Annotated in this window: 10 protein-coding genes; 2 read left to right on the plus strand and 8 right to left on the minus strand. The window is 43.9% G+C overall.

The window, feature by feature from the left end; genetic code table 11:
- Positions 1–175: 175 nt before the first annotated feature.
- Positions 176–424, plus strand: a complete 249-nt coding sequence (locus C8268_RS20545; RefSeq protein WP_106769397.1) for an HPr family phosphocarrier protein — start codon at positions 176–178, stop codon at positions 422–424.
- Positions 425–694: 270 nt separating this feature from the next.
- Positions 695–1,309, plus strand: coding sequence for a sugar O-acetyltransferase (locus C8268_RS20550; protein ID WP_106769399.1), 615 nt, complete (start codon positions 695–697; stop codon positions 1,307–1,309).
- A 214-nt stretch (positions 1,310–1,523) separates the two neighbouring features.
- Here C8268_RS20550 and C8268_RS20555 read toward each other — a convergent pair whose 3' ends face one another.
- The 8 genes from C8268_RS20555 to C8268_RS20590 form a co-directional block, all read right to left on the minus strand.
- The gene (locus C8268_RS20555; protein WP_199794879.1) at positions 1,524–2,651 is read right to left on the minus strand and encodes a glycoside hydrolase family 88 protein; all 1,128 of its coding nucleotides are present in this window, start codon (positions 2,649–2,651) and stop codon (positions 1,524–1,526) included.
- A gap of 144 nt (positions 2,652–2,795) precedes the next feature.
- A complete protein-coding gene (locus C8268_RS20560) occupies positions 2,796–4,661 on the minus strand; it encodes a DUF2264 domain-containing protein (protein ID WP_234032921.1) in 1,866 nt (621 codons plus the stop codon).
- Positions 4,645–6,294, minus strand: coding sequence for a response regulator transcription factor (locus C8268_RS20565; protein WP_234032922.1), 1,650 nt, complete (start codon positions 6,292–6,294; stop codon positions 4,645–4,647). The genes C8268_RS20560 and C8268_RS20565 overlap by 17 nt, the downstream gene beginning before the upstream one ends.
- A complete protein-coding gene (locus tag C8268_RS20570; RefSeq protein ID WP_234032923.1) occupies positions 6,266–7,999 on the minus strand; it encodes a sensor histidine kinase in 1,734 nt (577 codons plus the stop codon). The genes C8268_RS20565 and C8268_RS20570 overlap by 29 nt, the downstream gene beginning before the upstream one ends.
- A 202-nt stretch (positions 8,000–8,201) precedes the next feature.
- A complete protein-coding gene (locus C8268_RS20575) occupies positions 8,202–9,569 on the minus strand; it encodes an ABC transporter substrate-binding protein (protein WP_106769404.1) in 1,368 nt (455 codons plus the stop codon).
- Between the two features lie 135 nt (positions 9,570–9,704).
- Positions 9,705–10,526, minus strand: coding sequence for a carbohydrate ABC transporter permease (locus C8268_RS20580; protein ID WP_106769405.1), 822 nt, complete (start codon positions 10,524–10,526; stop codon positions 9,705–9,707).
- 24 nt (positions 10,527–10,550) lie between these two features.
- The gene (locus C8268_RS20585; RefSeq protein ID WP_106769407.1) at positions 10,551–11,459 is read right to left on the minus strand and encodes a carbohydrate ABC transporter permease; all 909 of its coding nucleotides are present in this window, start codon (positions 11,457–11,459) and stop codon (positions 10,551–10,553) included.
- 198 nt (positions 11,460–11,657) lie between these two features.
- Complete coding sequence (locus C8268_RS20590; RefSeq protein WP_234032924.1) at positions 11,658–12,707, minus strand: CotH kinase family protein; 1,050 nt, start codon at positions 12,705–12,707, stop codon at positions 11,658–11,660.
- Positions 12,708–12,858: the final 151 nt, after the last annotated feature.

Below are 12,858 nucleotides of genomic sequence, written 5' to 3' on the forward strand. Positions count from 1 at the left end.
AAGATACAAGGATTATATTATTGCTAGCCATTTTATTCTTCAAGCAGAAAACGGCATACGAGATCTTGTCATTCAAGCAGCCATACGAACCGGGGTGGCACGCAGAATTCCAAGGGAATACCGATAACGATAGCAGATCTATCGATTTGCATTCCATGAAACGGGGGATTCTTTTATGAAAAGCAGCATACGAGCGATCGTGGATATCAATATGAAAGCAAATGAATTCTCGTCCAGCATCGTGCTCGTTGTTGGACCAGATCATTACATTGACGCCAAAAGCTTACTGGGTCTCAGTATGACACTCTATCGCAATCAAACCTATCTTCTCTATGTTTACGGTCCTGACCAAGAAGAAGCGAAAGCTGCCATGAAAGAGGTATTTGCACAGCATCAGCTGGACCTTCAACTAAAGGAGAATTAAATCACTACAGGATGATCCAGTCATGCTGTATACCATTTGTTTCCGCCCGGCCAAAATGGACAGATACACGGTGAACATATATCTTAAAATGATACGTACGAAGTCAGTTCATATTTTCAGGTTGCCAACTGCAACCCGAAAATATGAACTTTTTACATTTTGAAACATATAACTGAATACTCTATTGATCGGTGTCAAGAAATTAATAAGGAAGTTTAGTATAATACCAATGAAACGGTTTCAATCATTATTGCACAAGAGGAGAAGAACATGAAGCTTAATGAAATTAAAGAAAGAATGTCTAGTCAAAAGCTTTATTATTGCAACGATGAGTCCTTAATTTCAGAGCAGAGGAAACACCTTGACTTATTGTATGATTTCAATCATACACGTCCAACCGAACAGACTAAAAGAGATCAATTGCTAAAGAAAATGTTCGCCCAAATCGGGGAAAATTGTTATATTGAGCCTCCCCTTCATGCAAATTGGGGTGGGAAAAATGTGCACTTTGGGCATGATGTATATGCCAATTTCAATTTGACGTTGGTCGATGATTGCGATATTTTTGTTGGCGACCATGTTTTGTTTGGGCCAAATGTTACGGTTTCTGCGGGAACGCATCCTATTCATCCAAAGTTAAGGAGCAAACAAGCACAGTACAATGTTCCGATTCATATCGGAAATAATGTCTGGATTGGAGCGAACTCAGTCATCCTTCCAGGTGTACATATTGGAGAAAATACAGTTATCGGTGCTGGAAGTGTAGTCACGAAGGATATACCTGCCAATGTAGTGGCAGTCGGCAATCCTTGCAGAGTAATTCGGGAAATTAATGAAAAGGATATGAAATATTATTATAAAGATTTGGAAATAGACATTGAGTGATCGGATGGGACATAGATTATTAGAATTTACCCACTGGAAGAGAACCAGTACCTAGACCCGTTATTGAACACAAGAACGAAGGCGTGTTTATAGTCCATGTGAAACGAATGGCTATGCTTGTAGAGTCAAAGCAGCCCGCTCTCGAATGAGAAACGAGCTGCTTTTTTAGTCTTCACGAATACATTTTCAATTTTGCAGCTCACTTTAACCGTCATCACGTGGATTCATACCAGTACCCTTTGATTCCTCGCTCCATACGAACCAATGCCTCCAGATAGAAGTAATCTCCCCAGATCATATAATCATCCGGGGCCCGGTTCCCCCTCACATGATAGGAGCCATGCTTCAGCAGTCCTTCCGCATCCGGCAAATCCATGGTCGAATAATGTTCCACCAAAGATTTCATGCTGCGGTTCAGTGCATCTTCGAACGAAGACCGATCCGGATCGTCATCCGGTATAAGCTCCAGAAGCTCGAGCAGACCACAAGCCGTAATAGCCGAGGCCGAACTGTCACGCGGTGTTCCCTCTTCAACCGGCACATCAAAATCCCAATATCCAACAGCATCTTCAGGCATCCGCTTTATAAAATATCGCGCCAGTCGCTTTGCTGTGTCCAGAAAATCATCACGCTTAGTATATCTGTGGGCGAGGGCAAAGCCGTAAATGCCCCATGCCTGACCGCGCGTCCAGGTTGATCCATCCTGATAGCCTTGATGGGTTCCGCCCCGAATCGCATTTCCACTGTCTGGATCGAAATAGAATGTGTGGTAGGAGGAGCCGTCTCCGCGCACCAGAAATTTTTGGCTTTGCAGCGCATGTTTTAAAGCAATATCGTAATATTTGGCGTCACCTGTCTGCGCATGTGCCCAGAACAGTAGCGGGAGATTCAGCAGACAATCGATAATCATCCTTCCCCCGTTTTCAGGATCACCCTCTTTTCCCCATGCCTGTATGATTCCCATACGAGGACGCCATCGGGCTAATAAGACGTCTGCAGCCTGAAGTGCAGCTTCGCGTGCAGCGTTATCCCCCGTGATTTTCCACTGAGCAACCGCAGACAGAGAATATAAAAAACCGATGTCATGGTGATCAAGAGCAACGTGACGATCTAGTCTATCTTTAAAGTTGGCCAGATAAGATTCTGCCGCCTCTTTGTAAAAAGGATCATGCCCAAACTCGTAAGCGAGCCACATCATGCCGACATAGAACCCTTCAATCCAGTCGTTATTTTCACCCCATTCATATTTTTGACCTTCAATTATATGGGGTAGCTTTCCGGGATGTTTCATTATATTTTGTTTCATTTTCAGCAGCGCGTCCTCAATTGCAGCTTTCCACATGTTCATCCTCCTCTTCCTTAAAAACGATTAACTTGGTCTATGCATCACTACGAATACGGGTTATTCTTCCGATCGCTGTTGCCCCCGGATTTTTTTCTCCAGAATAATTCCGCCTTCTTTCGTTGGATCTCTCACTTTTAAAAACTAAATCTCCATATCAAACACAACGCTCTTCGTTTCAGCATCCGTAACGATGATTCTTCCCTCAGAGGTGTGGTCCACTATAGGCACAAGATCAAATCGCACCACATTCTCCTCTCGGTTTGTTGCTCCATATACCGCGGATATAAGCACATGTTCACCTGACTCCAGCTGAACGGTCAGCGTAGGAATCATCGTTCGCGGCTTGAGAAGATTCGTATTGGCTTCCGGGTAAACCATGATCGCACCAGTATAACCCTGTATATTCACGATACCGCTAATTCCGCCAGGCATCAGGGCAACAGCCCGATCTGCTGCTATCTTTACCCCATCCGTCTCACTTAGAGCAAAGTCCATCATCCTTCCTACAGCAAAACCGCCCTCGGCCGCAGCCAAACGTCGTTTGGAGTCAATGCGGTGAATCCGTACATGCCACAATCCTACCGGAATCAGCCATGTCTGTATTTCAACATCCTGCCACGGGAGCCACTTTGAATACACAAACTGTTCTTCAACCCGGTATTCCTCACAAAAGCGCCGCACACGGTAATGCTCATCGCATTCGCTGAGAGCCAGCATGGAATCATAGGCCCCTTGTGTCAAACCATAGTACCCTTTCGGAACACTAAATCCAAACAGCGTGGAATAAGCAAATTTCGCATACTTGGCCGCACTATGTGCCATATCAAAATTAGCCATTTGGCCGGAACAAAGCGCCATCACATGCCGATCATCCTCCGGCCGGCAAATTAACATTCTGGCATGGGGCTGCATGGATACCGGATTCAACTTCGGCAGCGGCTCCTCTTCTACTGACCAGAACGGATGATCATCGGGTAAATCCAGAATAAGAAACGATTTGAACGCCCAATAAGGCGATCCGGGAGCGTTGTAGCTCTCCCCCATGATCAGGTTAGGGTAGGCATATCCTATACTTAACAAGCCGTCTGTCGTAAAAATCGGCTGATCAAACCACCACCGCAGATGGCGCATAATCATCCCCTTGATCACACCGAGCGAAAACGGCTCAACACCGGCATATACGAGCGCGCACCAGAAGGCGACCTGAGCGAAGCGGTACGTTTGACTGCGCCCGAAAGGGAGGCTGCTTCCATCTTCAGCAAACCAATAAATGAACTGCTTGGCGAAAGTTTTGGCTCTCTCTAGGTAAATCTTTGCACGTTCTGGATCATCATTCTCCATCAGCTTGGCATAGATCAGTGTGTAAAAATGCATGGCAAACGGGATGTAATAATCCCGCTGATCGGTCTTACCGTCAGAATACCATCCGTCATCCAAATAATAGGTGTCTATCGTATCAAGATACTCATCCATGATGGCCTGGTTATAAGGCATACCTACCTTTTTGAAGCCGACATTCACAAGCACCGTGAACATCAGCCAATTGTTCGGGTTGGAATGATCCACAAGGTTGATCTGATTCAGCCATTTGTACAGCTGCTGCTTTTCACGTTCATTTAACGGGTCCCACAGCTTATCTGGAGCCAGTGCCAGACCCAATCCAAACACAGCCTGTTCAACCATCCGCTGGTCTTGAGTTACGAAATCTCCCCAATATTCCTCATGCTCTGGATTCGTGCCATTGATGATTCCCTTTAGAAACAGGGGCCATAAATCCGATTCCCCGCCGCCGCTGGCATGAGGTATAAGCCCCCATAACGGTCTGGCAAAGGCCTCCATAAGCGCAATGGCTTCATTATGTATTGCGGCTGTAAATCCAAGTTCAAGCCCTGCGCAACCTGGAGTAAAATGCCGCTTTAAAGGCTCCAGCGTATCTGTAACTGCTTTCTGCAAATCTGCCTTCGTCCGAAACGATAAGTGCTGCTTCCTTTTACCTATTTGCTCCACAGTCCTTACTCCCTTCCCTTCTCACGGGCGAATTCCAAGATGTAAATTCACTGGGCGTCATGCCGACTTCCCTTTTGAACAATTTAATAAAATAGCTCTTGTTGGCATATCCGAGATAATCCGACACTTCCTCGACCGTTATATTAGATTGCTGTAGTAATTGCTTCGCCTTCTGAAGCTTGACCATATTGACATATTCGATAAAATTTTGATTCGTTTCACGCTTGAACAAGCGACTGAAATAGCTTGAGTTCAGATTCAAATACCCTGCCATTTCCTCAAGGGTTAATTTCTCGGTCACATGCTGAATGACATATTTTTGTGCCCGGATGATCTCGGGACGCTTGGAGCGGATCGACAATACGCTTAATCGACGGGAAAGCTCTGTCAGGCAACGCATAATCCAGCTCTGTAAGTGCTCCATCGAATGAATATCGTTAATGGCGTCATATGGCTTCTGTTCGGAGATGCTGTGTTCAACCTGCAATGTAACTTTGGTTTTCATTTGTAAGTCCATGAGAAGCTGAAGCACCCATTCCTTCACATCAGCCGGATGAAATCGGTTCGTCCTGACCCATGTCGCCCATTCCTTGACGATCTCGTTTACATGCTCAGGTCGATTCAGAGCCAGACTATCATTTATTTTCGAGAAGAACAGAGCATATTCCGCATACATATCCTCACTCGAAAAAGTGGCTCTTTCAAATCGATGAATTTGAGATTCTCCCAGATAAAAACGGTGACTCCATTCCTTCAGCATAGGCATTAATATGAGCCGCAGATCCTCGGGAACTGAAGCTTCCCGCCCCAGGAGGCAGGTGACTGATATTTTTAAATACTGCTTTATGGCAGCGATGGCCTTCTGGGCCGTATAATGCAAAATCTGCTGTTCCTTGACCGGATCATCGCAGCAGATCAATGCGACCAATTCACCGTTGCTATGACGGAAAATAACGCTGCGATGCATGGAATCGAGCACTTCCTGCAAAACATTTTCAACCGCAAAAGAAATCGTGTAATCGTTCATTTTTCGGGTTTCAGAAACTTCAGACATTCGATCAATATAAATCACAAGTGGCAGATAATACCTAGCATCAAGCTCGACTCCATTAAGTTGAGCGTGGTTTAGCCACGCTTCTTTTGTCCACGATAATTGATACAGTGTATCCTTGAGCAATTGTTCTTTTAATGCGGATCGGTTCAAAGACTCCTTCTGCATGTACATCAACATCTCGGCAGCTCTATGCTTCTCCTTGCTCAAATCGACCGAGATCGTATGCAGCAGTTGTTGGAGCTGATCCACATCTAAACTTTCTTTTAAAATATAGTCGCTCACCTTTAATTTCATCGCTTGCTGGGCATAGTCAAATTCATTGTGGCAGGACAAAATAATCGCTCGAAACAGCGGATTTGCCTGGTTAAACTTCTCCAGCATCTCCAAACCATTCATTTTGGGCATCCCGATATCGGTAATTACAATGTCAGGTAAATTCTGCTGTGTATTCTCCCAAGCTTCCAAACCGTTCGAATAACAGCCGATCAGTTCGATGCCGAGCTCTTTCCAGGAAATACTTTGCGATAAATAACGGGCAACAGGATAATCATCATCCACCAGAATCGCAGTTAACACCATGCTCACCTCTCTCCATTTCAAATGGAAATTTTAAAGTGATACTCGTTCCTACGTCCTGCTCACTGTCAATTTCCAGCTGAGCGTTAAACCCGTAAATCAACCGAAGGCGCTGAAACACATTACGCACACCAATACCGGAAAACCCTGTTTTCGCAGCGACTGCAGCATCTGGAGTATGGTTCATATCCGCATAAAGTTCTTGAAGTGTGGTCTGGCTCATACCAATCCCGTTGTCCCGAATCGTTATACGAAGATGATCTTCCCCTTTTTCTCGAATACGTATCGCTTCAATAAAAATATCACCTGAGAACTGCTCAAATCCATGAATAATAGCGTTTTCAATAAAAGGCTGAATCATAAAACGCGGAACCAATGCATGCTCGCATCCATCCTCATAACTTACTTCAAGTCTGACCTGATTAGCATGGCGAAAGTTCATGAGCCGGATATAATGATGGATAGTTTCCACCTCTTCTTGAAGCGGGATAAACTCATTGTCACGGTTAATGGTCATCCGGAGTAAAGAGGACAATGAGGCGATTAATTGCGCGTTCTCCTCATCTCCCTTCGTCAAAATATTAAATCGGATCGAATTCAAAAGATTAAACATAAAATGCGGGTTGATCTGGGCCTGAAGCATTTCCAGCTCCGCTTTTCGCTTCTTCGACTGTTCAACCGTAATCTGTTCGAACATCGATTCAATCCGGTCCAGCATATGATCGATCGTCCGTGCAAGCAGAGTGACCTCATTGTTCCCTCGAATACCCGAGCGTATATTCATCTGTCCCCTGCCAATCCGGGTAATAAAGCTACTTAGCTGACGAAGCGGTTTCGTAAATGCCGAAATCAGCATCGTCAGTAAAATACAAAATAACGTAAAGAAAAGCACCTGTAACCCAAAACTGATCAACAAAATTTGTTTGTTCTTGGCTATAGCTGACGATAACGGAATTAAGCTGACCAGCTTCCAAGGATTAGCGCGAATCGACTGCTCGGCATACACGTATTCCTGTCCATCCATTTCAATGGTCCGTGCGTGCCTATCCTGGTTCCACCAGGTCATTTCGCTTCCGACCAGGGACGGATCGGAATGAGAAATCACCTTTCCCTCTTCATTCAGCAGCATCATCTCCTGATCCGAGCTTGCACCTCTTATAAGATGATCACGAATTTGTCGTTCATTGACACTGATGATCACGTAGCCGATAACGCTGTTGGACGATGTACGAATCGGGCGTCCGATCGTAACCAGATAAGATTCCTCCTGTTGAACCGTGTTAAAATAATTTTCCTGCAATCCAACCCAAAATGTAGAAAACGAAGGGATTTGGTTTAATTGATCAAACCAAGGCTGCCTGTAAAGCTGCTCAGGATCAAAATCACTATGCGAATAATTGGTATATGTAAAATCGTCTTTCCCAAGGATGGTGACATAAAAATCATCATGCTGTCCAAACAACTCATCCAGAAATCGGATTAATCGGCTGTAGTTCAGCAGATAACTATCCTTCTGCTCCTCGGTTCCCCTCTTCTCATGCCCGGAAATAATCTGCTGCCTTATTTCCGTATTGGTAAGTACAATATTCGACAGTTCCAGCGTCTGATCCAAAACACCATTCACATCAGACTGAACAGCTCTCAGTGCATCTTCAGAGCTGACAACAGCACGATCAAGCAGAAGATCCTTCGTTAAATAATGAGTCATTAGATATATGCCACCCAACGGAAGAAGAAAACATATCAAAGCGGACCAAATCAATTTTTTTCGCAATGAAAATTTGGGTATCATCACAGAATGCAGTCCTCAAATCGGATTGAATTGGAATAGGGAAAACCTGAGTTTTCCCTTAAACATCCACATTTTATTTAACTCTAGTTAAACGGCTGACCTCTGGGTATAAACCAGGTTACTTGTTGTTATTCACAACCTCGGTAATTTTCTGATCAATGTTCTCAATTGTTTTGTCCAGATCCTCATTATTCAAAATATACTGCTCCGCTTCTGGAATCACAACGTTTTTGGCTTCTTCCGCATATTTTACAGGTACTGGAGCTGTTCCTGGCACTGTGTTTTTAATCGTGTATTTCAAAGATTCCACATCGATCTTTGATGGGTCCATCGTGGAATTAACGATCGTATCCACAAGCTTCTCCGTATCGGATTTAGCCCAGCCTGAGAATACCCGGCCCCCGATCTCCAATCCTTCGGATGTATACCATCTGACAAACTGGTAGGCTGCCTCTTTGTTTTGGGATTTTGCCGCCACTGCCATATATGTCGGTTGAACCGGAGAATAATGTTTACTTTCCCCTTCCAGTTTAGGAAGCGGAGCAAATGCTGTTACAAAATTAGCCGGGAATGCCTCCGTTCCTCCGGATTCCGCTACCATCCAATCCCCCATAGGTAGCATGGCTGCAAGACCGTTGAAATACTGGTTACGGTAAGCCAGCTTCTGCGAAATGATGTCCTCGTACGGGTTGGCACTCTTATCCTCATGCATCATTCTCTTCATCATTTCCAGATTCGCTTTCAACAGAGGGTCCTTCGCATTGGAAGTACCATCAGCTTTTAAAAACGTATTATCGGATGGCTTGCTCATCAGTTGCAGTTGGAAATAATCCGGCCAATTGTGCAAATAAGCCCCATATCGCTTTTCAGCACCTTCACCTTTCGTCAGCTTTTTGGCGTATTCCTCAAACTCTTTCCAGGTCCAATCTGTCGGAATCGGCAGCCCGGCTTCTTCCAGCATGGATTTATTCATGATGACAAACCAGCGCTGCATCGAAGACGGAAGAGCATAAATTTTGCCGTTCACTCGGGTATCTACTAAATATTCATCCTCGTATTTATAACCGTCTTTTTCAATGTAGCTGTCAAGCGGCTCGAACAGTCCAATATCCGCCCGCTGCGAATAGTTTGTATACGGAAGTTCAACGATATCCAGCTGATCATTTGACGCGGCCATTAGATCAAGCTTCTGCATCGAAGCAATGGAGTCGCCTTTTTCATTCAATAAATCAAGCTCCACCTTAATATTGGGATGCTTTTTCTCAAATTCTGGTATAATCTTGCTCCACTGTGCTTTTGCATCCGTCTGCCATGTACTTAATTTCAGAACGATCTGTTCAGATGCTGCTTCCTTGCTTGAAGAATCATTGTTGTCCTGAGCAGCAGACTGCTCTGAGAACGTACTATTTCCGTTGCCACCACATGCCGCAATCACGAGCACAAGAGACAAGCTTAACAACATTGCTGATAATCTTTTGATTTTCATACAGACCCTCCTCTAATTAATTCAAATTCGTTATACATCGAATCCTTTTGTAAGTGCTTACATAAAACATCCTATCATGCCGCAACTTTTTTCGTAGTTCCCATTTTTTACGGATGACAAACGATTTTTACTTTTTCAGCCTTTAACACCTCCAAGTGATATCCCTTCTATGACCTGTTTCTGACCAATTGCAAAAATAATAAGCAAAGGTAATATCGCTGAAACTGCACCGGCCATCATTAGAGAATACACATCACCGTATTGATCCCCAAACAGCCGAATGCCAAGCTGAATCGTAAATAAGTCTTTAGACTTCAAGAAGATCAACGGGTACTGATAGTCATTCCATGTCCAGATAAATCTTAAAATGGCATACGTTGCAACACCAGGGCGAATGAGTGGAAGCGCAATCTGCCAAAAAGTTCGGAAATACCCTGCTCCGTCGATTTTTCCCGATTCAATGTATTCATTGTTCACACCCATGAAAAATTGTTTTAACATAAAGGCTCCAATAATACTAAAGCTGTTCAAAAGGATCAAACCGGCATGGGTATCAATCAGATCCATCCAGTTAAACAATAAAAACTGCGGTACAAGTGAAGCTTGCGGCGGGACCATGTATAGGGCAAGAACAAGGACGAACATGGCGTCTCTGCCCCAAAATCTCAATTTGGAGAAGCCGTAGGCGGCGAGTGCACATACAAAAACGTTAATGACGGCCGTTGTTATCGTGATGTAAATAGAGTTCCAATAATAGCGAACGAACTGCCCGCTCCATACAGCCTGATAGTTCTCTATCACATTCCAATTTCTCGGTATCCATTCGATCGGAAATTTGAACACATCCATTTCAGGTTTAAAGGAAGTGGACAGCATCCAAACAAACGGAAGAATGAACAGAATACCGATCAAAGCCATGATGATGGTCCAGATTAGTTTTGGAACATTTAACCTCATGACGCATCTCCTTTCTGAGTTCGCTTAATAGTTCACCCATTTTTTCTGAGCCAACATTTGTGCTCCTGTGATCACCAGACAGATCAAGAACAAGATCAGCGCCATACTGGAAGCATAGCCTGTTTTCAGCTGGTTGAAGGCAGTATCATACAATTCATATACGATAACGGTTGTGGAGTTAGCCGGCCCGCCTTGTGTAAGCACCTGAATCAGGTCGAATATTTTAAAGGTGCCGATAATCCCCGTGACCAACAAGAAAAAAGTTGTCGGCGATATGCAAGGCAGCGTGATTCGGCGGAATTTCTTCCATGTACTTGCACCGTCAATCTCAGCGGCTTCATACAGATCCTTCGGAATAGACTGTAAACCCGCAATGTAAATAATGATGTTGTATCCCAGCATAATCCACACCTGAATCATCATGAGAGACGGCAGTGCAAAATCAATGTCCGCAAGCCATTTCGGTGGATTATCAATCCCAAGGGAAATGAGAGTATTGTTTACAGGTCCTAAAGACGGGTGGAACAGAACCTGCCATACCATAGCCACCGCTACGATACTCGAAATATAAGGAAGAAAATAAACTACCTTAAAGGCGCCCTTTAAGTACACATGTCGATCAATCAAAACAGCGAGCACCAGTGCAATCATCATCGTGACCGGAACGGTAATAATGAAGATCAGGTTGTTGATCAAGCTTTGGATGAATGCGCTGTCATTAAACAGTTTCACAAAATTACTAAAGCCTGCGAATTTAATGGCCTCAATACCTGCGACAAAATTCCAATCGGTAAAGCTTAGCAATAAGGAACCGATGACAGGAATCAAGGTCAAAATGAGAAGCCCGAGCATTAAAGGTGCCACGAATAAATAACCGGCAATTTGCTCCTTCGCTCCCATACTAAGATGGAATGATCTGTTCGTTCGTTTCATACTTCTCCCTCCTGGGCACTTTGCTTGGCCGAATTCACTTCAAACATTTACGCCAAGTAAAAGCGAGGTTAGCACTTCTGCTTTCTTATATTTTAGAAAAGTTGCCAGGTGCTTTTAAGTAATAGAAATGTTCATTTTGGAACGAATTTTACTTTTTTAACGCATAACGAAAAAAGATGAGCCGATCACGGTTCATCTTCATCCATCCAGCTTACGCAGCTGGTCCGCAATATCCCGTCGCCTGTTTTCGATATAACGACGAATCGTATCCGGCTCGCCGTCAAATATTGTTTGGCTCCACTTCTGATGGGGGTCTTTATATACATCATCTGCTATGTTCTTATACATCTTATACACGATGGGGAGTTGGTGCTGCACCGTAAATACCGTATCTAGAAAATGGGATAAAAGACCTTTATAGTGCTGACGATAATCCCGGAAAGACAACAGCTTCTCCGTCAGCTTATTGTGACCATGAATTTTTACGAGATTTGAGTCCACCAACTTGCCGTAGCAATTCCTGCCCCATGTCCCTTCATAATCCCACGGAAGCATCTGATATACCTTCCTTGTACGATGCTCATACAATGTGTAATTTTGGCTAAATCCATCATAATTGCCTGTAAGTACAGCTCCGCTTAACCATCGAAGAAAATTGTCGATATCGAGATGACGTTCCAGATAACGCTGTAACGGTTCACCTTCATAAACATGGATGTTATGGATAAACCGAGACAGCTTGATGCGATCGGCCTTCTTGCCTTTAATTAATCTGTAACCGGAGAAATACGTTTTTTTAGATTGCCCCTTATCGGTAAAATCCGCATTATCGTTCACCGCATAAATGATGCTTTGTACCGGGATGCCACGCCTTCGAAAAAAAGGTGTTTTCACCCCTTCGATCTGAAGATAAACCCCTGCATTTTTATGATTAATGTAAAGCACGCAATGCCTGGTGTCAGGGCTTGGCACATGAATGGAGTGAAAAAAGCGGAAAGAAAGAGCATTTCGTATCATGGAAGGGTCGTCATATTCAGCATTAAAATGATATGTCCTGTTCGGCGTGCGAATTTCATACGACTTTTTAGGATACTCACGGGTGTGTCCACCGCGATAGCGTATTCGAATTGGGATTTTCTTGCCCTTGAGCAGCATTTGCGCCCGAACGAAGTTGTCCGACCAAATATCGCTTTTTAAAACCTCATACTCCTTTTTATCAATAAAAATCTGATAAATCGGCAATCCCACAAAGCCACCTCCTAAACACTGATAGGCTTACGTTGATTTTATTTTCTCTCTTACATTGAACCAATCACATTCTAGCAAGTGAACATATAAATATATTACAGATAGACGTGTTGGAAGATAGAAGCTTAACAATCTCTTCGCTTCTGCCATC

This window comes from Paenibacillus faecalis (assembly GCF_900289175.1).
Classification (GTDB): domain Bacteria; phylum Bacillota; class Bacilli; order Paenibacillales; family Paenibacillaceae; genus Paenibacillus_AQ; species Paenibacillus_AQ faecalis.